Genomic DNA, 20,574 nt, shown 5'->3' on the forward strand with positions numbered 1-20,574 from the left:
TGCGTCACACCCCCCCCAGCCGCCGGTCGACCGCCCGGTCGACCGCCCGTCGACCGCCCGTCGACCGCCCGTCGACCGGGCCCGACCCGGGCGCCCGCGCGCCGGGTGGAGAGCTCTGCCGGACACGCCGAGGCGTGTCCGGCAGAGCTCTCCACCCGGTAGGGGGCGGGCCCCGGGGGTGGGGACGACGCGTCGGGTGTCGGATCGGTGCGGCAGAGTAAGAGGTGTGGGTGCGGTACCCACGCAGGACGACGGAAGGACCGCGCGCGGACGTGGCAGGACGACTCGTGGACGGCGACGTGCTGCGCGCCTGGCTGGACGCCGCGGTGCCCGCGCTGGACGCCGCGCGGGAGCGGATCGACGCGGTCAACGTGTTCCCCGTGCCCGACGGCGACACCGGGACCAACGTGCTGCTGACCGTGCGCGGTGCCGCCGACGCCGTCCGCGCGCTCGACGCCGCGGCGCCCGGGCCCGAGGTGCTGGGCGCGCTCGGCCGCGGGGCGCTGCTGGCGGCGCGGGGGAACTCCGGGGTGATCGTCAGCCGGTACCTGGGCGGGCTCGCCGAGGCCGCCGGCACCCCGCTGCCCGAGGCGCTGCGGCACGCCGCGGACGCCGCCCGGACGGCGGTGCACCTGCCCGAGGACGGGACCGTGCTGACCGTGGCCGCGCGGGTCGCGGAGGCGGCGGCCGAGGTCGCGGGTCCGGACGCCGAGGTCCTCGCCGCGGCGGTGGCCGCCGGCCGGTCCGACCTGGCGGGGATCAGCGCGGCGCACCCGGTGCTCCGGTCCGCGCGGGTGGTCGACGCCGGGGCCTGCGCGCTGCTCGTGCTGCTGGACGCCCTGGCGGCGGCGCTGGCGGGTGACGCCGCCCCGGTGGACGTGTCGTGGCTCTTCGGCCTGTCCGAGCACGCAGACGGCTCCGACCATGCGGGCGGCTCCGACCACGCGAGCCGCGCCGAGCACGCCCACCGCCCCGGCACGGGCGAAGCCGGCCCGGCCGACCGCGCGTTCGAGGTCATGGTCGTGCTGCACGCCCCCGTCCCGACCGCCGCGGCCCCCCTGCGCGTCGCCCTCGCGGCGGCCGGCGACGCCGTCGCCGTGGTCGAGGGCGACGGCGTGCTGACGGCGCACGTGCACGCGGACGACCCCCGCGCGGTGCTCGCGGCGGCGGAGGCGACGGGTGCCCGCTGGACGGCGTCCGTGCGCGCGCTCGTCGGTGCGCCGTGGCCGGTGGTGGCCTGCACGGCCGACCCGCTCGTCGCCGGTGCACTCGCCCTCGCCGGTGCGATCGCGCTGGTGCTGCCCGACGGCGTGCCGGCCCCGGAGGCCCGTGCGGCGGTCGACCGCGCCACCCAGGACGCGGGCGCACCGGCGCCCGTCGTGGTCCTGCCCGGCGACCGCGTCCCGGCCGGCGCCCTCGACCCGGCCTGGCTCGTGCCGGCCCGCGGACCGGAGGCGCTCGCGGCGCTGCACGCCCTGGTCGACGCCGCCGACGTCGTCGCGGCGGCGGACCGCCTGGTGGCCGCCGTCGCACCCCCGCACCCCGCCGGCGCCCCCGCGGGCGCCGGCGTCCCGCCCGACACCACCGCCGCGGAGGCACGCCCGTGACCGTCCCCGACGACGCCGTAATCCGCCCGCTGCCGTTCCTCGAGCGCGACCTCGCCGGCATCGCCGGCCCGAAGGCGGCCAAGCTCCTGGGCAAGCTCGGCCTGCGCACGTACGGGGACCTGCTCCGGCACTACCCCCGGCGCTGGCAGCGCTACGGCGAGATGACGCCGATCCACTCCCTCGTCGTCGGGGAGCACGTCTCCGTCGACGGCCAGGTCGAGCAGGCGACCGTGCGCAGCATGCGCTCCCGCGGCGGCGCGATGCTCGAGGTCGTGGTCCGCAACGGGCGGGACCGGCTGCACCTGACCTGGTTCGCGCGGCACTCCGGTGCCCTGCGGAACTTCGAGCGGGAGCTGGTGCCCGGGGCGTTCGGGCTGTTCTCCGGCACGGTGAAGTCCTACCGGGGCCAGATGCAGCTGATCCACCCGGAGTACGAGGTGCTGGAGCGGGGGAGCGTCGTCGACGAGGCGATGTGGCTCCTGGAGGTCGAGCGGCCGCGCCCGGTCTACCCCCTGACGGCGGGTCTGACGAACCCGGCGATGAAGTCGATGGTCGGTCAGGTCCTCGACATGCTCACCGACGCCGACATGCCGGACCCGCTGCCGGAACGGGTCCGCCGCGACCTGCCCGGCCTCACCGGTGCGCTGGGCGGCCTGCACCGCCCGCACGACCGGGTCGAGCTGGAGCAGGCGCAGAAGCGGCTGCGGTTCGAGGAGGCGTTCGTGCTCCAGGCGGAGCTGGCCCGCCGCAAGGCCCGCATCGCCGCCCAGGCCGCCGTCGCGCGTCCGGCGCGGCCCGGCGGGCTGCTGGAGGCGTTCGACGCGCGGCTGCCGTTCGAGCTCACGGCCGGGCAGCGCGAGGTCGGGGCGGAGATCGCGGCCGAGCTGGCCGGGGACAGCCCGATGCAGCGGCTGCTGCAGGGCGAGGTCGGCTCCGGCAAGACCGTCGTCTCGGTGCGCGCCATGCTGCAGGTGGTCGACGCCGGCGGCCAGGCCGCGCTGCTCGCCCCGACGGAGGTGCTCGCCGCGCAGCACGTCCGCACGCTGGCGAAGCTGCTCGGCGACCTCGCGGAGGGCGGGATGCTCGGCGCCGCGGACACGGCGACCCGGGTCGCGCTGCTGACGGGCTCGCAGAGCGCTGCCCAGCGGCGGCAGGCGCTGGCCGAGGCCGCCGGCGGTGCGGCCGGCATCGTGGTCGGCACGCACGCGCTGCTGTCCGAGCACGTGCAGTTCGCCGACCTGGGCCTGGTCGTCGTCGACGAGCAGCACCGGTTCGGGGTCGAGCAGCGGGACATGCTGCGCGCCAAGGCCGGCGGCGTCCCGCACCTGCTCGTCATGACGGCGACCCCCATCCCGCGCACCGTCGCGATGACGGTGTTCGGCGACCTGGAGACGTCCACGCTCCGCGAGGTGCCTGCGGGCCGCGCCGAGGTCGTGACCCACGTGGTGCCCGCGGAGAAGCCCGCCTGGCTGGACCGGACGTGGCAGCGCGTGCGGGAGGAGGTGGACCGCGGCGGCCGCGCCTACGTGGTGTGCGCCCGCATCGACTCCGACACCGACAAGAAGGCCGCAGCCCGGGACGACGAGGACGGCGCCGACCTGGTCCTCGACGACCGGGACGTCCTGCTCGAGGACGACGAGCGTCCGAAGCGCGTCCTGCGGGCCGTGCTCGACGTCGCCGAGGAGCTGCGGGGCACCGCCGCGCTCCGCGGCGTGCCCGTCGGCGTCCTGCACGGCCGGATGACGCCGGAGGAGAAGGAGAAGGCGCTCGCGGACTTCGCCTCGGGCGCCGTCCCGGTGCTGGTGTCGACCACGGTCGTCGAGGTCGGCGTGGACGTGCCCGAGGCGACCGCGATGGTCGTGCTGGACGCCGACCGGTTCGGCATCTCGCAGCTGCACCAGCTGCGCGGCCGCATCGGCCGTGGCAGCCGGCCCGGCGTCTGCCTGCTGGTGGCCGACGCCCCCGACGGCACCCCGGCGGCCACCCGGCTCGCGACGCTCGCGGCGACCCGGGACGGGTTCGCGCTGGCCGGCGTCGACCTGGAGCTGCGGCGCGAGGGCGACGTGCTGGGCGCGGCGCAGTCCGGCCGCGGCACGTCGCTGCGGCTGCTCAAGGTGACCGAGCACGTGGAGGTCATCGAGCAGGCCCGCCGGGACGCCCGCGAGCTGGTGGCGGCGGACCCGGAGCTGACCGGGCACCCGGACCTGGTCGCCGCGATCCAGACGATGCTCGCCGGGACGCGCGAGGAGTTCCTCGACCGGACGTGACGGCCCGCAGGTCCCGTCGGACGGCCCCCTCGCGGTGCGTACCCTTCACCTGTGCCGAAGCAGCAGCCCGTCATCCGTGCCGTCGACCTGCTCGTCGGCTACGGCGGGGAGCCCGTGTGCGCCCCCGTCTCGTTCACCCTCCCGCCCGGCAAGGTGCTGGCGCTCGTCGGCGCGAACGGCTCCGGCAAGTCGACGGTCCTGCGGGCCGTGCTCGGCCTGCTCGAGCCGGTCGGCGGCCGCGTCGAGGTGCTGGGCCGCCCCGTGGACGAGCGCGAGGTGGGCTTCCGCACGCGCGTGTCGAGCGTCCTGGACGACGACGCCTACTTCCCGGCCCTGACGGTGGCCGAGCACCTGTACCTGACGGCCCGCGGTCACGGCGTGCAGGGTGCGGACGACGTCGTGGCGGAGCTGCTGGACGAGTTCGGGCTCACCGAGCACGCCGCGGCCCTGCCCGTCGCGCTGTCGTCCGGGCAGCGGCGCCGGCTGCTGCTCGCCGCCGGCCTGGTCCGGCCGCGCTCGCTGCTGGTGCTCGACGAGCCGGAGCAGCGGCTCGACGTCTCCATGCGGGACCACCTGGCGCAGCGCCTGGTCGACGAGAAGCGCGCCGGCGGCTCGGTGCTGCTGGCGACCCACGACCCCGACCTGCTCCTGGCCGTCGCCGACCGCGCGGTCCTGGTGGCCGACGACGCCTCCCGCCTGCTGAGCGTCGGCGACGCCGTCGACGCGCTGCGGCCGGGCGTGCTGTGAGCGACCCGACCGCGGCGGACGAGTTCGCCGCGAGCCCCGGCGTCGACACGGTCCCGGACGTGACGGACCCGGCGGGCTGGGACGACGCCCCCGCGCCGGCCGTGGCGCCGACGGACCGCGGCACGCCCGTGCCCGCTGCGCGGTCGATCCGGAAGTACACCGCCGGCGTCGCCCGCCGGCGGTCGGGCGGGGGCCTGGGGGACGTCCTCGGCGACGTCTACTACGCCGTGGTGGTCGGCGCCATCGGCATCGGCGTGGCGCTGGGCGTCGCGGGCCAGCTGCGCACCGCGCTCCCGCACGTGCCCGACCGGGCGCTGGACACCGGGATCAGCCTGCCGACGGTGGTGGCGGTCGCCGCGGTGGTCGTCGCCGGCGCCGTGCTGTCGCTCGCGGCCCGCCTCGGCCCGGTCGGTGCGGGCGGTGCCGAGGCCACCTGGTGGCTCGGGCTGCCGGTCGACCGCCGCGGCCTGCTCCGCCCGGCGTCCGTGCGGCTGCCCGTCGCCGCGGGCCTGGTCGGCGGCGTCGCCCTGTCGCTGCTCGACGGCGGGCTGCTGGCCGACCACGGCGTCGGGCACGTGCTCCGGCTCGGCGGCACCGCGGCGCTGGCGTGCGGCGCGCTGGTGCTGCTGGCCGGCCACCTGCAGAGCCGCGGGGTGCCGCGGCGCGCGACGGCCGTGGCCGGCGACCTGGTCATCGCGGCGGCCCCGGTGCTGGCGCTGCTCGGCGCGCTCGCCGGCTGGCGGCTCTCCGCGCTGCCGGACGTCCCCGGGTGGGTGCTCGCCGTGCTGGCCGTGGCCGTCGGGGCGCTCGGCTGGTGGCTCGACCGCCGGCTCGGCCGGATCCGCGGCCGCGACCTGCGGGAGAGCGGCTCGGTCGCCACGCAGGCCGCGGGCGCGATCGTGTCGCTGGACTCCCGCGAGCTCGGCCGGGCGCTCTCCGACTCGGCCGCCCGTCCCCGCCGCCGCCGGGTCCGCCGGATGCGCCTGGTGCGCGGCCCGGTGTCCGCGATCGCGGTCGCCGACCTCACCGTCCTGCTCCGCTCGCCGCGGCACCTGGTGCAGCTGGTGCTGTCCGCGCTGGTGCCGGTGGTCGTGGTGATCACGCCGCAGCTGGCGGGGGCCCTCGGCGTCGCGCTGGGGCTCCTCATCAGCGGCTACGTCGCCATGCTGGCGACGGGGGAGGGCGCGCGCCGCGCGGAGATGGCGCCGGTGGTCGACCGCCTGCTGCCGCTGTCGGCGAAGCAGGTGCGCCGCGCCCGGATGATCGTGCCGGGCGTCGCGATGCTGGTCTGGTCGGCCGTCGCGTTCGGGGCCGTCGGCCGCTGGGAGGGCGACGTCGTCGCCTGGCTCGCGCTCGGCGTCGCGTCGTCGCCGGTGTGGGCGGGCGCCGCGCTGCGCGCCGCGTACCGGCCCGCGCCCAACTGGGAGGGCCCGCTGATCGCGACGCCCGCGGGCGCGCTGCCCGGCGGCGTCGCGGGTGTGCTGGCCCGCGGCCCGGACGTCGCGGTGCTCGGCATGGTGCCGGTGATCATCTCGGTGGCCCTGGGCACCGTCGTGCCGACCGTCGTGGTGGTGCAGCTGGCCGTGTCGGCGATCGCGTTCGCCGTGGGCACGAGCACCAGCACGAAGTCGATGATGGACCGGATGTCGGAGGCGGCGGACACCTCCGGCGCGTCCGGCGCGAAGGGAGGTCGCCCGTGACCCGGATCGTCTCCGGCGCGGTCGGCGGCCGCACGCTCGCCGTGCCGCCGCAGGGCACCCGGCCCACCAGCGAGCGGGTGCGCGAGGCGCTGTTCTCCCGCCTGGACCACCTGGACGCCGTCGATGCCGCGCGGGTCCTGGACCTGTACGCCGGCTCGGGCGCGCTCGGGCTGGAGGCCGCCAGCCGCGGCGCGGCCCACGTCGTCCTCGTCGAGTGGGGGAAGGCCGCCGCCGAGGTGTGCCGGAAGAACGTCGCGGCCCTCGGGCTGCGGGACCGCGTCGACGTGGTGCGGGAGCGGGTCGAGACCTACGTCGCCCGTCCTGGCGCGCGCGAGTGGGACCTCGTGCTGCTCGACCCGCCGTACGACGTCCCGGACGCGACCCTGGCCGAGGTGCTGGCCGCCCTGGTGCCGACGCTCACGGCGGAGTCGGTGGTCGTGGTGGAGCGGTCGACGCGCAGCCCGGCGCCGCCGTGGCCGGACCGGATGCACGGGTTCGACACCCGCGCGTACGGCGAGACCGCCGTGCACCTCGGCGCGCTGAGCCCGGTCGGGGACGAGCCCGGCAGCGCGCCCGGGCAGCCCGCCGAGGACGACCCGGCGCCCCGGCGGTAGATTCGCTCCCGTGGTCCTCGCGGTGTGCCCCGGCTCGTTCGACCCCTTCACGCTCGGCCACCTGGACGTGGTGCGCCGGGCCCGGCGACTCGCCGACGAGGTGGTCGTCCTGGTCGCGCACAACGCCGCCAAGCGGCCGCTGCTCGAGGTCGGGGCCCGGGTGGCGCTGATCGAGGACGCCGTCGCCGACCTGCCGGGGGTGCGGGTCGCCGCGTCCGCGGGGCTGCTGGCCGACGAGCTGCGCGCCCTCGACGCCGACCTGGTCGTGAAGGGCCTGCGAGGTGGCGCCGACTTCGACGCCGAGCTGCCGATGGCCCTGATGAACCGCCACCTGAGCGGCGTCGAGACCGCGTTCGTCGTCGGCGACCCCGCGCTGTCGCACGTCGCGTCCTCGCTCGTGAAGGACGTCGCGCGGCACGGCGGCCCGATCGACGACCTGGTCACGCCCGCCGTCGCTGCCGCCGTCCGCGCCGCCCTCGGCGCCGCCGAGGTGCCGCCGCCCGCCCGACCCGCCGAGGGGAGCCGAGCATGACCGGACCCGCACAGCCCGACCGGCCCGTGGACCGCCGGGAGGGCCTGACCGCCGTCCTGGACGCCCTCGAGCAGTCCGTGCACGCCGCGCGCGCCATGCCCATGTCGTCGTCCGTGCTGGTGAGCCGCGCCGAGCTGCTGGACCTGGTCGAGCAGGCCCGGGAGGCGCTGCCGGCCCAGCTCGGCCGCGCCGACGAGGTGCTGGCCGCCGCCGACGCCGAGCGCGCCGCCGCCCGGGCCGACGCCGAGCGGATCGAGGCCGCGGCCCGGCGCCGGGCCGCCGAGCTGGTCGAGCAGGAGTCCGTCGTCGCGCTGGCGGGCGAGCGGGCGGCGGAGATCGTCCGGGAGGCCGAGGAGACCGCGCGCGGCCTGCGCCGGGACGCGGACGACTACTGCGACCGGCGGCTCGCGGACTTCGAGATCGACCTCGGCAAGGTGCTCAGCCAGGTGCAGGCCGGCCGCGCCAAGCTGGCGAACCGGCTGGACGACCCCGACGAGTGACGCCGGCGCGAGTCCGGTGTGACGAACGCCTGGTCCGGCGGAGCGCCCCGGAATTGGGCCGAGCGGTCGTCGTACCGTAGGATCGACCGTTGGTCCTGCCGGTCTGTGCGGACCGAGAACCCCTCATGACAGGAACGTGGACCGTGGAGCGCGCGACTCACCTCGATCCCCGCTCGCCGTTCGTGCTCGACACCCACGAGCTCGGACGACGTCCGGGATCGATGCGTCGTGCCCGCAGCACGGTTCCCGCCCCCGAGGATCTCGGCACCGACGTGATCGGCGTCCCCACCGGTGACGACGTCGAGCTGGACCTCCAGCTCGAGGCCGTCGTGGAGGGGGTGTTCGTCTCCGGCTCCGTGCGGGCCCGGGCGGTCGGGGAGTGCGTGCGCTGCCTGGACGAGGTCGTCGTGAACGTCGATGTCGCGGTCCAGGAGCTGTTCGTCTACCCCGGTCGTGCCGAGGTCGCGAAGGAGAACGGCGACGACGAGGAGGACCTCCCGGAGCTGGACGGCGACCTGGTCGATGTCGAGCCCGTGGTGCGGGACGTGGTCGTGACTGCGCTACCGTTCCAGCCGTTGTGCCGGGACGACTGCCCGGGCCTGTGCTCCATCTGCGGAGCGCACCTGGCGGACGACCCCGAGCATTCCCATGAGACCCTTGACCCTCGGTGGGCGGCCCTCGGCGGCCTGCAGAGCACGTCGGACGAGAAGAGAGAGAGCTAGCCGTGGCTGTTCCGAAGCGCAAGATGTCGCGCAGCAACACCCGTGCGCGTCGGTCGCAGTGGAAGACCACTGCCACGACGCTCACCACGTGCCCGCAGTGCCAGTCGAACATGCGCCCCCACCAGGCGTGCCCGACGTGCGGCGCCTACGCCGGTCGGCGCTACGCCGAGGCCATGCGCACCGAGCACGCCGTCTGACGACGCGTCGCCTGCCCTGCCGCGCCCGGTGATCGTCCGGGCCGGCGGCTGAGCACCATGAGCACCACCGCAGCACAGCTCGCCCAGCAGCTCGGGGTCCACCTGGACCCCGAGCTGCTGGTGCTTGCGCTGACGCACCGGTCGTTCGCCCACGAGGCGGGCGGCATCCCGACCAACGAGCGCCTCGAGTTCCTCGGGGACACCGTGCTCGGCCTGGTCGTGACGGAGGAGCTGTACCGCCGGCACCCGGCGCAGTCCGAGGGCGAGCTCGCCAAGATGCGCGCGGCGACCGTCTCGCAGCGTGCGCTGGCCGAGGTCGCCCGTGCGCTCGACCTCGGGCCGTACGTGCTCCTCGGCAAGGGGGAGCTCGCCACGGGCGGGCGGGACAAGGACTCGATCCTGTCCGACACCCTCGAGGCGCTGTTCGGCGCCGTCTACCTGTCGCACGGCCTCGAGCGCTCGCGCGAGATCGTCATGCGGCTGGTCGGCCCGCGCCTCACGCAGGCCGCCGACCTCGGCGCCGGCCTCGACTGGAAGACCAGCCTGCAGGAGCTGACGGCCACCCTGGGGCTCGGCGCCCCGACGTACCAGGTGTCCAGCGACGGGCCGGACCACGCGCGCACGTTCACCGCCGACGCCGTCGTGGCCGGCGAGGTGCGTGGCACGGGCACCGGCACCGCCAAGAAGCTCGCGGAGCAGAAGGCCGCCGCGCTGGCGTACACCGCGCTCCAGGCCACGGGCGGCGTCCCCGCGGAGGTCGCCGTGGCCACGCAGCCGGCCGTGGGCCGGCCCGCCGCCGACTGACCGTGCCGGAGCTGCCCGAGGTCGAGACCGTCCGCGACGGCCTGGACCGGCACGTCGTCGGCCGCACCGTGCGCGCCGTCGAGGTGCGCCGCCCGTACAGCGTCCGCCGGCACCTGGCGGGCCCGACCGACCTCGCGGGCCGCCTGGCCGGCAGGACCCTGACCGCCGCCGTCCGGCGCGGCAAGTTCCTGTGGCTGCCCCTCGACCACCCCGGGGCGGCGGGGGCGACGCCCGACGACGCGCTGCTGGCCCACCTCGGCATGAGCGGCCAGCTGCTGGTCCGCGCGACGCCCGCCGACGTCGAGGCCGGCGGGACGCACACGCACCTGCGGGTGCGGCTGCTGCTCGACGACGGCGGCTCCCTGGACTTCGTCGACCAGCGCACGTTCGGGCACCTCGCGGTGGTCGACCTGGTGCCGGCCCCCGACGGGCAGCCGGGCGGTGCCGGCTCGCCGCTGCCGCTCGTCCCCGCGCCCGTCGCCCACATCGGGCGCGACCTGCTGGACCCCGCCACCGACCGCGACGTCGTGGCCCGCGCGATCCGGCGTCGGCGGACGCAGGTCAAGCGCGCGGTGCTGGACCAGGGCGTCGTGTCGGGGGTCGGGAACATCTACGCCGACGAGGGGCTCTGGCGGGCGCGGGTGCACCCCGCGACGCCGACGGCCGACCTCGACCAGGCGACGGCGCTGCGGGTGCTCGACGGCGTGGCGGAGGTCATGCGGGACGCGCTCGCGCAGGGCGGCACGAGCTTCGACGCGCTCTACGTCAACGTGAACGGCGCCTCGGGGTACTTCGACCGGTCGCTCGCCGTCTACGGGCAGGCGGGGGAGCCGTGCCCGCGCTGCGGCACCCCGGTGGTGCGGGAGCCGTTCATGAACCGCTCCTCCCACTTCTGCCCGGTGTGCCAGCCGGCGCCCCCGGCCTGACCGGTCCCGGCGCCCGCGCCGCTCAGCGCTTCACCAGGTTCCGCAGGGGCTCGTCGCGGACGAACGCGCCGATGTTGTCCGCGAGCAGCGTGTCCGCCCCGACGGGCCGCCCGCCTGCGGCGTGCGGGGTGATGAGGATCCGCGGCTCGTCCCACAGCGGGTCGTCGGCGGGCAGCGGCTCGGTCTCGAACACGTCGAGCGCCGCCCCCGCCAGGCGGCCGTCCCGCACCGCGGCGAGGAGCGCCGCCTCGTCGAGGGTGGACCCGCGGCCGACGTTGACCACCCAGGCGTGGTCGGGCAGCCGGGCGAACACGGACGCGCCCAGCACCCGCCGGGTGGCCGGGGTCGCGGGCAGGATCCCGATCAGCACGTCGGTGCCGGGCAGCGCCTGCGGCACCTGGTCCGGCGTGATCACCGGGTAGCCGGCGCGCTGCCCGGCCGTCGACCCGACGCCGATGACGTGCGCGCGGAGGACGGTCAGCAGGGGTGCCAGCCGTGCGGCGATCGACCCGAAGCCCCAGATCAGGACGCGCGCGCCGGACAGCGACCGGAACTCGCCGCCGTCGTGCGGCAGCCGCTGCATCCCGCCGAGCTCCGCGGCCCACCGGTGCGCGTCCTGCGCGCGGACCAGCTCCGGCAGCCGCCGCGCCGCCGCCAGCACCAGGGCCAGCGTGTGCTCCGCGACCGGCCCGTCGTGCAGGCCGCGGCCCGAGGTGATCCGGACGTGCGGGGCGAAGCCGGCCGCCAGCACCGCGTCCGGCCCCGCCGCGAGCGTCTGCACCCAGCGCAGGCGGCCCATGCGGCGGGCCGCGTCGGCGAGCTCCGGCGTCGCGTTGCCCCACACCACCAGAGCCTCGGCGTCGACCAGGTGCTCGGGGAGCGGCTGCGTGACGTCGTAGCCGGCGGTGCGCACCCCGTCCGGCACCGCGGGGGAGAGGGGGATCGAGGAGGGCAGCAGCACCGTGGTCATGGGGCAGAGGGTCTCCCACCGGCGACCGGTGCGCCAGGCGACGCGCAGCGGGCGGCCTCGTCCGGAGCGGCGGTGCCGGTCCCGGGCCCGGGGTCGATACGATGCGAGGGTGTCCACGAACAGCGCAGTCCAGCCGGCCCGCTCCGGGGAGATCTCCGTGATGATCGTCGACGACCACGAGGTCGTGCGGCGCGGCATCGCCGAGGTCGTCGAGCGTGCCGACGGCATGAAGGTCGTCGCCGAGGCCGGGTCCGTCGCCGACGGCGTGCGCCGCGCCGGCCTGGTGCACCCCGACGTGCTGCTGGTGGACCTGCAGCTGCCGGACGGGACGGGCATCGACCTGATGAACCAGGTGAAGGTCACGCTGCCCACCGCCCGGGCCATCGTCCTGACGTCGTTCGACGACGACGACGCGCTCGCCGCGGCCCTGGACGCCGGCGCCGCCGCCTACCTGCTGAAGAGCGTGCGCGGCGCGGAGATCACCGACGTCGTCCGCGCGGTGGCCGCGGGGCGCACGCTGCTGGACGAGCGGACCGTCACCCGCCGCCGGGCCGGCCACGAGGACCCGACGGAGAACCTCACGCCGAGCGAGCTCAAGGTGCTCGACCTGATCGGCGACGGCCTGTCCAACCGGGAGATCGCCGAGCGCCTGGGCGTCGCCGAGAAGACCGTGAAGAACCACATCACGTCGCTGCTGGCCAAGATGGGCCTGCAGCGCCGCACCCAGGTCGCGGCCTGGGTCGCCGCCCGCCGGCACAGCGGCTGGCGCGCGGAGGCCGGCCGCAGCTGACGGGCCGGCTCCGGCCGGTCAGCCCAGCGGGACCTCCCACGACAGCAGCGTCCCCTGGCCGCCCGGGGCGGCCCCGAGCGAGAACGTGCCGCCGTGCTGCCGCGCCCGCGCGGCGAGGTTGCCGGTGCCGGACCGCCGGTCGCGCACGGCGGGCAGGCCCGCGCCGTCGTCCTCGACCTCGACCAGCACCGAGCCGGTGGGGCCGGCGCCGCGCACGGCGACCCGCGCGCTGACCGACGACGCGTGCGCGTGCCGGGCGGCGTTGGCCAGCCCCTCGCGCACGACCGCGACCACGTCGTCGGTGCGGTCCGGGCCGATCCGCTCGTCGATCAGGTCCGCGACGATGTAGTCCCCGTCGGGCACGGACTCGCCGTCGAGGGTGACGACCAGCGACGGGGCGAACCCGAGGCCGGTGCGGGCGAGCGACGCCTCCCGGCGCAGCCGCTCGACGATGCCGGTGGCGGCGTCCGGGTCGCGCAGCGCGTACACGATCTGCCGGATCTGGCGGACCGAGCCGTCCACGTTGTCGAGGGCCTCCTCGACGATGCTCGTCAGCTCGGCGGGGTCGACCCCGCGGGCGGCGCGGCGGCGGACGGTCTCCAGCTGCATGCCGGTCGCGAACAGCTGCTGGATCGCGAGGTCGTGCAGGTCGCGGGCGATGCGCTCGCGCTCGTCCAGCAGCGCCGCGGCGTCCTGGGCGTGCCGGGCCTCGGCCAGCACGAAGGCGAGCGCGGCCTGGGACGCGAACGACTCGGCGGTGGCCAGGTCGTTGGGCTCGAACGCGAGGGTGCCGACCTTGCGGAGCAGGATCAGCACGCCGACGCCGCGGCCCGAGGTCTGCAGCGGCGCGAACAGCGCCGAGCCGAACGACCGCATCGCCGGGACCGTGATCCGCCGGGAGGTCGCGAGCGAGTCCATCAGCAGCCCGGTGCCCTCCTCCATGACCTCCCAGGTGGGGCCGCCCGGGGTGAGCTGTGCGCCGACCAGCTGGTCCGCGATGTGGCCGTCGGCGAGCTCGATCAGCAGCTCGCCGCCCACGCCCGGCAGCGCGAGCGCGGCGGTGTCGGCGTCCGCGACGTCGCGGGCGGTGGCAGCGATGTGGGCGAGCGCCTCCTCCTCGTCCGCGCCGGACAGCAGCATCGTCGTGATGTCCTGGCCCGCGCGGAGCCAGTGCTCCCGGCGGGCGCCGTCGGCGAACAGCTGGGCGTTGGCGACCGCGACGCCCGCGGTCGCGGCCAGCGCGATCACCGTCGTGGCGTCCTTGTCGGTGAAGCCGCCGGCCTTCTCGGACAGGTAGAGGTAGCCGTAGACCTGGTCGCGCACCCGCACCGAGGCGCCGAGGAACGAGCCCATCGACGGGTGGCCGGCCGGCCAGCCCCCGAACGCCGGGTGCTCCGTGAGGTCGGCGAGCTTGAGCACGCCGTGCGTCGGGATGTGGCTCAGCACGCCCTGGGCGTGCGGCGGGTGGCCCATCATCGCCGCGGCGGCCGCCGGGACGCCGGTCTGCACGAACGTGGTCGACTCGCCGCGGGAGTCCAGGACGTTGATGGCGCCGTACCGCGCCCCGGTCAGCTCGACGGACACCCGGACGAACCGTTCCAGCACGCCGGGCAGGTCCAGGCCGGAGGCCACGGACAGCACCGCGTCGAGCAGGTCGGCCATCTCGTCGCCGGTCTCGGACGCCGTGCCGAGCTGGAGGTGCGAGCGGCCGCCGGGCTCGCGGACGTGGATCGTCGTCGTCACGCCCGGGCCGTAGGTCGGTGCCGGGAGGGCGTCGTCGCCGCGCCGTTCCGTCAGGTCGTCCGCCATGTCCTCGTCTCGTCCCCGTCCTGCTCCTCGAGCTGCTCGCTCGCGTGCGCCTCACGGTAACGGGCGTCGGTGGCCAGCAGCTCCGCGTGCGTCCCGCGCGCCGCGACCGCTCCGTCGCGGAGCAGGACGACCTCGTCGGCGGCGGCGAGCGGGCTCAGCCGGTGCGTGACGACGAGGACACCGCGGTGGTCGGGCGCGGTGAGCAGGTCCGTCACCAGGCGGTCCGCCGTGGCCGGGTCCAGGTGCTCGGCCGGCTCGTCCACCAGGAGCAGCGGGGCGGCCGCGAGCAGCGAACGCGCCAGGAGCAGCCGCCGCCGCTCGCCGCCGGAGACGCTGCGGGCGTCCGGGCCGAGCGCGGTGCCGACGCCGTCCGGGAGCCCGGCCAGCCAGTCGCCCAGCCCGGCGCGCACCAGGGCGGCGCGGGCCTCCTCGGGCGTGGCGTCGCCGCGGGCGACCCGCAGGTTCTCCAGCACGGTGGTCTCGAAGACGTGCGCGTCCTCGGTCGTGAGCGCGAGCCGCGCGAGCCGGTCGGCGTCGGCCACCTCGGGCAGCGGGACGTCGTCCAGCACCAGCTCGCCACCGCGCGCGGGCAGGAACCCGGCCAGCGTCAGGAGCAGCGTGGTCTTGCCCACGCCCGACGGCCCCACGACGGCGACGCTCCGCCCGGGGGAGAGGTCCAGGTCGAGGCCGTGCACGACGGGCGCCCGGCCGGGCCAGCCGACCGCGAGGCCCCGGGCGGAGAGCCGCGGGCCCTCGTCCCCGTCGGGTGGAAGGTCCGGACCGACACGCCGACGGCGTGTCGGTCCGGACCGTCCACCCGGGACGGGATCCGGGGCGGCGGCGTCGTCGAGCAGGGTCATCAGGCGGGCCGCGGCGGCGCGCGACCGGTGCACCTGGATCGCCGCCGCGGGCAGCACGCTCGTCGCCTCGAACGCGGCGAGCGGCGTCAGCACGACGACCGCGAGCTCGACCGGCGCCAGCGCGCCCGACGCCGCGGCGGGGACGCCGACCAGGAGGGCAGCGAGCACCGCGACGCCGATCGCGACGTTGCCGAGCGCCGCGGCGAGGGCGGCCGGGCCGGCGCCGCGGTCGGTGGCGCGCGCGAGGTCGGCGTCGGCCGCGCGGAGCCGCGCGAGCTCGGCCCCGGTGCGGCCCTGCACGGCGAGCGGGCCGGCGTCCTCCAGCAGCCCGAGCGACGTGGCGGCCATCGCCGCCCGGGCGGCGGCCGCGTGCTGCTCGGTGGTCCGGGCGGCCCGCTGCGCGAGCCACGGGGCGACGACCCCGGCGAGCACCAGGCACGCGGCGAGCGTGAGGCCGGCGGCGGGCAGGAACAGGGCCATCGCGACGACCGTGCCGAGGCCGAGCAGCGCGGCCACGGCGGCGGGCAGCAGGCCGCGGACCACGACGTCGCCGACCGCGTCGACATCGGCGCCGACCCGGGCCAGCAGGTCCCCGCGCCGCAGCCGGAGGGTCGTGTCCGGCCGGCCCGCGGCCAGCCGGGAGTACAGGGTGGTGCGCAGGGTGCCCATGCCGCGGAGCGCGACGTCGTGCGACACCAGCCGCTCCAGGTACCGGAACAGCCCGCGCCCGATGCCGAAGGCGCGCACGGCGACCGTGGCCACCGACAGCTTGAGCACCGGCGGCATCTCGGCGGCCCGGGTGATCAGCCAGGCGGACACGGCGGCGAGGGCCACCGCGCAGCCGAGGGCGAGCACACCGAGCAGCACCGCGAGCGCCACGCGGCGGCGGTCGACGTCCAGCAGCGCGACGGCGCGCCAGAGCGGGTCGGCGGCGAGCCGGCGGCGGAGCGACGGCCGCGGCACCGGGGCGGTGGTGGTCGCGGTCATCGCACGGCCTCCGCGGTGGGCGTCCCGAGCGGCACCGACCGGACGGTCACGACCTGGTCCGCCAGCGCCACCAGTGACGGCCGGTGCGCGACCAGCACGACCGTCCGCCCGGCGGCGGTCAGGGCGCGGACCGTGGCGAGCACGACCTGCTCGCCGGCGGCGTCCAGGTGCGCCGTGGGCTCGTCGAGCACGACGAGCGGGACGTCCGCGAGCAGGGCGCGGGTCAGGGCGACGCGCTGCCGCTGGCCCACGCTCAGGCCGGCGCCGCCGCGCCCGAGGTCGGTCCGCCAGCCGTCGGGCAGCCCGGCCACGACGTCGTCCAGGCCCGTCAGCGCGGCGGCGGCGTCCCGGCGCGCCCGGGCGGCCGCGTCGAGCTGGTCGTCCTCGGCGCCCGCGACCAGGCGCCCCACCGAGGCGGGCTCGAGCACCGGTCGCTGCGGCAGCCACGCCACCTGGCGCCAGTAGGTGGGCAGGTCGAGGTCGGCCAGCGCGGTGGTCGTACCGTCGCCGGCGACGACCTCGACCGTCCCGGCGTCGGGGCGGACCAGGCCGAGCAGCAGGTCGACGGTCGTGGACTTCCCGGCGCCGCTCGGCCCGGTGAGGGCGACGACCGCGCCCGGGCGCAGCTCCAGGTCCAGGTCGGCCGGCGCGAGGAGGTCGCGGCCCGGTGCCCGCACGGTGGCACCGTGCAGCCGGACGGTCGACCGGCGCAGGTCCGGGGCGACGACGGTGCCGGCGCGGGGGAGCGGGGTCTCGAGGACGTCGAACACCTGGTCCGCGGCGGCGACGCCGTCGGTGGAGGCGTGGAACTGGGCGCCCACCTGGCGGAGCGGGAGGTAGACCTCGGGGGCGAGGATCAGCACCGTGAGGCCGGTCGCCAGGTCCAGCTGGCCGTAGACCAGCCGCAGGCCGATGCCGACGGCCACCAGCGCGACGGCCAGGGTGGTCAGCAGCTCCAGCACCATGCCGGACAGGAACGCGATCCGCAGCGTGCCCATGGTGGCCCTGCGGTGCGCCTCGCCCAGCGCGCGGACGCGGGCGGCCGGTCCGCGCTCCCGCCCGAAGGCCCGCAGCGTCGTGAGGCCCGCGACCAGGTCCAGCACCTGGGAGCCGAGCCGCTGCATGACCCGCAGGCTGCGCTCGGACCGGCCCTGGGTGAGCTGGCCGATCAGGACCATGAAGACCGGCACGAGCGGGATGGTGCCCGCCGCGACGGCCGCGGAGATCCAGTCGAAGCCGAGGATCACCACGAGCACGGCGGGCGTCACCGTCGCGGAGAGCACCAGCTGCGGCAGGTACCGGACGAAGTACGGCTCCAGCGCCTCCAGGCCGCGGGTCGCGAGGGTGACGACGCGGGCGCCCTCGCCGTCGGCGAGCCAGCGGGGGCCGAGCGCCGCGGCGCGGGCGACCACCTGCTCGCGCAGCTCGGCGACGGCGCGGGTCGCCGCCCGGTGCGCGTACCGCTCCTGCACGCCGGTGGCGACCGCGCGCGCGGCCACGACGACGGCCAGCCACCCGACCCGCGGGAGCAGGTCGGGCAGCGTGGCGCCGTCGTGCGCGGCGGCGGCGAGCACCTGCGCCAGGAGCACCGCCTGCGCGATCACGAGGCCGGCCGTGACCAGTCCCAGGAGGACGGTCAGGGCCAGGTACCCCCGGGCGGCGCGGGCGTACCGCAGCAGGCGCGGGTCGAGCGGCTTCACGCGGTCGGTCGGCCTCTCACACCTGGGCGTCGCCGGCGGCGGAGGACGCGGTGGCCCTCTCCGGGCGGCTGATCGCGGCGGTGAACGTCAGGCCGGTGTGCTCGGGGATGTGGTCCGCGGAGATGCGCTTGCGGAACACCCAGTACGTCCAGCCCTGGTAGAGCAGCACGACCGGCACGAGCACCACGGCGACCCAGGTCATGATCGTCAGGGTGTAGTCGGTCGACGACGCGTTGCGGATGTCCAGCGAGTTCGCCGGGTCGAACGCGGGCATGACGTCGGGGAACATCGAGCCGAAGATCAGCACGACGGCGGCGACGATCACCACGGCCGACCAGACGAACGCCCAGCCCTCGCGCCGGGCGCGCGTGGTCAGCACGACGGCCACCAGCGCCACGGCCGCGACGAGCACGACGGCCCAGGTCCAGGCCACCGAGTACGCGAGCTGCGCCCAGACCGCCCAGGAGGCGGCCACGACCAGCGTGACCGGTGCCAGGCGGGCGGCCAGCGCGCCGGACCGCTCCCGCATGTCCCCGCCGGTCTTGAGCGACAGGAAGATCGCGCCGTGCGTGAGGAACAGCAGGAACGTGGTCGCGCCGCCGAGCAGGGCGAACGGGTTCAGCAGCGCGAAGAAGCCGCCGACGTACTGGTGGTCCGCGTCGAGCTCGACGCCGCGCACCAGGTTGGCGAACGCCACGCCCCACAGGATCGCCGGCAGGTAGGAGCCGGCCATGATGCCGCGGTCGGCCCAGCGCCGCCAGCGGTCGGTGTTGATCTTGCCGCGCCACTCGATCGAGACGACGCGGAAGATCAGGCCGACCAGGATCAGCAGCAGCGGCAGGTAGAACCCGGAGAACAACGTCGCGTACCACTCGGGGAACGCCGCGAAGATCGCCGCGCCGGCGGTGATCAGCCACACCTCGTTGCCGTCCCAGACGGGCCCGATGGTGTTGATCATGACCCGGCGGTCCTTGTCCTCCCGGCCGAGGACGGGCAGCAGCATGCCGACGCCGAAGTCGAAGCCCTCGAGGACCAGGTAGCCGGTCCAGAGGACGGCGATCAGCAGGAACCAGATGACGGGGAGGTCCATGGTCGCGGCCTCTCAGTAGGCGAACGACAGCGGGCGGTCGGCCGCGTCGGCGTCGTCGGGGTCGGGCTGGTTGGCGGGGTTGTCCGGGCTGTAGTCCTTCTCGGTGTCCGCGACGCCCTCGGCGGCGTACCGCTTCATCAGCCGGAACCAGAAGACCGCGAGCACGCCGTACACGAGGGTGAAGGCGATGATCGAGATGACGATCGTCGTCGGGCTGACCACCTCGGAGACGCCGCGCTCCGTGAGGAGCCAGACGCCGTCCACGCCGGTCGGGTTCGGGTAGACCACCCAGGGCTGGCGGCCCATCTCCGTGAAGACCCACCCGGCCGCGGACGCCAGGAACGGCGTCGGGATGGCCCAGATGCCGACCCGGGCGAGCCACGTGCTGCCCGACACCCGGCCCTTGCGGGTCATCCAGAGCGCCATCAGCGCGAGGAGGGCGGACCCGGCGGCCAGGCCGATCATCAGGCGGAACGCCCAGTAGGTGACCGTGAGGTCGGGGATGTAGTTGACGCCCTCGCCGTACGTCGCCTCGTACTCCGTCTGCAGGTCGTCCACACCCTGCAGCGGGGCGTCGAAGTCGTTCAGCGCGAGGAAGGACAGCAGGCCCGGGATCTCCAGGTAGTGGGTCACGCCCTCGCAGTCGTTGGTCAGGTCGCCGATAGCGAGCAGCGAGAACGACGCGCCGTCGGTGCTCTCGCAGAGCGCCTCGGCCGCGGCCATCTTGGTCGGCTGCTGCTCGAACATCAGCTGGCCCTGCGCGTGGCCGGTGATGCCGAGGCCGATGCCGGCGACCAGCATCGTCGCGACGCCGAGCCGCACCGCGGGCCGGTAGACCGTGCGGGCCTTCTCCTCCTCGCCCCGGCGCACCAGCTTCACCATCCACCAGGCGGCGATGCCGGCGACGAACGTGCCCGCCGTGAGGAACGCGGCCGTCACGGTGTGCGGGAACGCCGCCCAGAGGGTGTTGTTGGTCAGCACCGCACCGATGTCCGTCATCTCCGCGCGGCCGGTCTCCGTGTTGAAGACCGTGCCGACCGGGTGCTGCATCCAGGAGTTGGCGGCGAGGATGAAGAACGCGGAGGCGTTGGTCGCGAAGGCGACGGCCCAGATGCTCAGCAGGTGGATCTTCTTGGGGAGCTTGTCCCAGCCGAAGATCCACAGCCCGAGGAACGTCGACTCGACGAAGAACGCGACGAGCCCCTCCATGGCGAGCGGCGCGCCGAACACGTCACCCACGAACCGGGAGTACTCGGACCAGTTCATGCCGAACTGGAACTCCTGGACGATGCCGGTGGCGACGCCGATCGCGAAGTTGATCAGCATGAGCTTGCCGAAGAACTTGGTCAGCCGGAGCCAGGTCTCGTTGCCGGTGCGGACCCAGATGGTCTGCATGATCGCGACGAGCGGGGCCAGCCCGATCGTGAGCGGGACGAAGATGAAGTGGTAGACGGTGGTGACACCGAACTGCCAGCGGGCCAGGTCGAGGGCTTCCACGGAGGTGTCCGTCCAGGTGCTGAGGCGAGGTGGGGGGGCCGAACGGCCCAGGTGGGGGCCGTCGTCCGACGGTATTGCGCCCCGGTTCACAAGCGTAGGACAAAGGTCCCGCGATCTGACGCGGTGTCGTCTCATTGTGACGGGATTCACGAGCGTGACCCAGAGCACGTCCCGCTGGAGCCTGTGCGATACTGGCTTCGGCTTCCCGGGATCCACACACCCCGGGCGACCACCGTGCCCGCCGCACCAGCGCAT

18 protein-coding genes are annotated in these 20,574 nt (G+C 76.1%); 12 read left to right on the forward strand and 6 right to left on the reverse strand.

The window, feature by feature from the left end; translation table 11 throughout:
* The first annotated feature begins 272 nt into the window (after positions 1-272).
* From ACWPWW_RS16895 to mutM, 11 genes are all read left to right on the forward strand, one after another.
* Positions 273-1,607 carry a DAK2 domain-containing protein gene (locus ACWPWW_RS16895; protein WP_454051490.1) on the forward strand — a complete coding sequence of 445 codons (1,335 nt, stop codon included), beginning with the start codon at positions 273-275 and terminating at the stop codon, positions 1,605-1,607.
* Positions 1,604-3,874, forward strand: a complete 2,271-nt coding sequence (locus tag ACWPWW_RS16900) for an ATP-dependent DNA helicase RecG (RefSeq protein ID WP_454051491.1) — start codon at positions 1,604-1,606, stop codon at positions 3,872-3,874. Before ACWPWW_RS16895 ends, ACWPWW_RS16900 begins: the two co-directional genes overlap by 4 nt.
* Positions 3,875-3,925: 51 nt before the next feature.
* The gene (locus tag ACWPWW_RS16905; RefSeq protein WP_454051492.1) at positions 3,926-4,621 is read left to right on the forward strand and encodes an ABC transporter ATP-binding protein; all 696 of its coding nucleotides are present in this window, start codon (positions 3,926-3,928) and stop codon (positions 4,619-4,621) included.
* Positions 4,618-6,321 carry a DUF6297 family protein gene (locus ACWPWW_RS16910; protein ID WP_454051493.1) on the forward strand — a complete coding sequence of 568 codons (1,704 nt, stop codon included), beginning with the start codon at positions 4,618-4,620 and terminating at the stop codon, positions 6,319-6,321. Before ACWPWW_RS16905 ends, ACWPWW_RS16910 begins: the two co-directional genes overlap by 4 nt.
* Positions 6,318-6,935, forward strand: coding sequence for a 16S rRNA (guanine(966)-N(2))-methyltransferase RsmD (rsmD, locus tag ACWPWW_RS16915; RefSeq protein WP_454051494.1), 618 nt, complete (start codon positions 6,318-6,320; stop codon positions 6,933-6,935). Before ACWPWW_RS16910 ends, rsmD begins: the two co-directional genes overlap by 4 nt.
* Positions 6,936-6,945: 10 nt before the next feature.
* Positions 6,946-7,467 (forward strand): pantetheine-phosphate adenylyltransferase, encoded by a 522-nt coding sequence (gene coaD, locus ACWPWW_RS16920; RefSeq protein WP_454051495.1) that lies wholly within the window; start codon positions 6,946-6,948, stop codon positions 7,465-7,467.
* Entirely contained in the window at positions 7,464-7,967 is a 504-nt protein-coding gene (locus tag ACWPWW_RS16925) for a hypothetical protein (RefSeq protein WP_454051496.1), read from the forward strand. The genes coaD and ACWPWW_RS16925 overlap by 4 nt, the downstream gene beginning before the upstream one ends.
* A gap of 143 nt (positions 7,968-8,110) precedes the next feature.
* Entirely contained in the window at positions 8,111-8,689 is a 579-nt protein-coding gene (locus ACWPWW_RS16930; protein ID WP_454051497.1) for a YceD family protein, read from the forward strand.
* 2 nt (positions 8,690-8,691) lie between these two features.
* Positions 8,692-8,886, forward strand: coding sequence for a 50S ribosomal protein L32 (gene rpmF, locus ACWPWW_RS16935; RefSeq protein ID WP_454051498.1), 195 nt, complete (start codon positions 8,692-8,694; stop codon positions 8,884-8,886).
* Between the two features lie 57 nt (positions 8,887-8,943).
* Positions 8,944-9,690 (forward strand): ribonuclease III, encoded by a 747-nt coding sequence (gene rnc / locus ACWPWW_RS16940; RefSeq protein WP_454051499.1) that lies wholly within the window; start codon positions 8,944-8,946, stop codon positions 9,688-9,690.
* Positions 9,691-9,692: 2 nt separating this feature from the next.
* Positions 9,693-10,616 carry a bifunctional DNA-formamidopyrimidine glycosylase/DNA-(apurinic or apyrimidinic site) lyase gene (gene mutM / locus ACWPWW_RS16945; RefSeq protein WP_454051500.1) on the forward strand — a complete coding sequence of 308 codons (924 nt, stop codon included), beginning with the start codon at positions 9,693-9,695 and terminating at the stop codon, positions 10,614-10,616.
* Between the two features lie 22 nt (positions 10,617-10,638).
* Here mutM and ACWPWW_RS16950 read toward each other — a convergent pair whose 3' ends face one another.
* Positions 10,639-11,586 carry a phosphoglycerate dehydrogenase gene (locus ACWPWW_RS16950; RefSeq protein ID WP_454051501.1) on the reverse strand — a complete coding sequence of 316 codons (948 nt, stop codon included), beginning with the start codon at positions 11,584-11,586 and terminating at the stop codon, positions 10,639-10,641.
* Positions 11,587-11,746: 160 nt separating this feature from the next.
* Here ACWPWW_RS16950 and ACWPWW_RS16955 point away from each other — a divergent pair, with 160 nt between their 5' ends.
* Positions 11,747-12,376, forward strand: a complete 630-nt coding sequence (locus ACWPWW_RS16955) for a response regulator (RefSeq protein ID WP_454051854.1) — start codon at positions 11,747-11,749, stop codon at positions 12,374-12,376.
* A gap of 18 nt (positions 12,377-12,394) precedes the next feature.
* On the opposite strand, the gene ACWPWW_RS16960 is transcribed toward ACWPWW_RS16955, so the two are convergent.
* The 5 genes from ACWPWW_RS16960 to ACWPWW_RS16980 are packed head-to-tail and all read right to left on the reverse strand — an operon-like array spanning position 12,395 to position 20,319.
* A complete protein-coding gene (locus ACWPWW_RS16960) occupies positions 12,395-14,185 on the reverse strand; it encodes a GAF domain-containing sensor histidine kinase (RefSeq protein WP_454051502.1) in 1,791 nt (596 codons plus the stop codon).
* On the reverse strand, positions 14,170-16,032 hold the full coding sequence (gene cydC / locus ACWPWW_RS16965) for a thiol reductant ABC exporter subunit CydC (RefSeq protein ID WP_454051503.1): 1,863 nt from the start codon (positions 16,030-16,032) through the stop codon (positions 14,170-14,172). The genes ACWPWW_RS16960 and cydC overlap by 16 nt, the downstream gene beginning before the upstream one ends.
* Entirely contained in the window at positions 16,029-17,732 is a 1,704-nt protein-coding gene (cydD, locus tag ACWPWW_RS16970) for a thiol reductant ABC exporter subunit CydD (RefSeq protein ID WP_454051504.1), read from the reverse strand. The genes cydC and cydD overlap by 4 nt, the downstream gene beginning before the upstream one ends.
* Before the next feature lie 16 nt (positions 17,733-17,748).
* Entirely contained in the window at positions 17,749-18,822 is a 1,074-nt protein-coding gene (cydB, locus tag ACWPWW_RS16975) for a cytochrome d ubiquinol oxidase subunit II (RefSeq protein ID WP_454051505.1), read from the reverse strand.
* 12 nt (positions 18,823-18,834) lie between these two features.
* On the reverse strand, positions 18,835-20,319 hold the full coding sequence (locus tag ACWPWW_RS16980; RefSeq protein WP_454051506.1) for a cytochrome ubiquinol oxidase subunit I: 1,485 nt from the start codon (positions 20,317-20,319) through the stop codon (positions 18,835-18,837).
* Positions 20,320-20,574: the final 255 nt, after the last annotated feature.

The organism is Cellulomonas sp. Marseille-Q8402 (assembly GCF_965119525.1).

What these genes read in the sequence shown, in the direction of transcription:
- ACWPWW_RS16925 (WP_454051496.1), top strand. Translation starts at nt 7,464, where the DNA reads ATGACCGGACCCGCACAGCCCGACCGGCCCGTGGACCGCCGGGAGGGC.
- cydC (WP_454051503.1), bottom strand. Translation starts at nt 16,032, where the DNA reads ATGACCGCGACCACCACCGCCCCGGTGCCGCGGCCGTCGCTCCGCCGC.
- rnc (WP_454051499.1), top strand. Translation starts at nt 8,944, where the DNA reads ATGAGCACCACCGCAGCACAGCTCGCCCAGCAGCTCGGGGTCCACCTG.
- ACWPWW_RS16955 (WP_454051854.1), top strand. Translation starts at nt 11,747, where the DNA reads ATGATCGTCGACGACCACGAGGTCGTGCGGCGCGGCATCGCCGAGGTC.
- ACWPWW_RS16960 (WP_454051502.1), bottom strand. Translation starts at nt 14,185, where the DNA reads ATGGCGGACGACCTGACGGAACGGCGCGGCGACGACGCCCTCCCGGCA.
- ACWPWW_RS16950 (WP_454051501.1), bottom strand. Translation starts at nt 11,586, where the DNA reads ATGACCACGGTGCTGCTGCCCTCCTCGATCCCCCTCTCCCCCGCGGTG.
- cydB (WP_454051505.1), bottom strand. Translation starts at nt 18,822, where the DNA reads ATGGACCTCCCCGTCATCTGGTTCCTGCTGATCGCCGTCCTCTGGACC.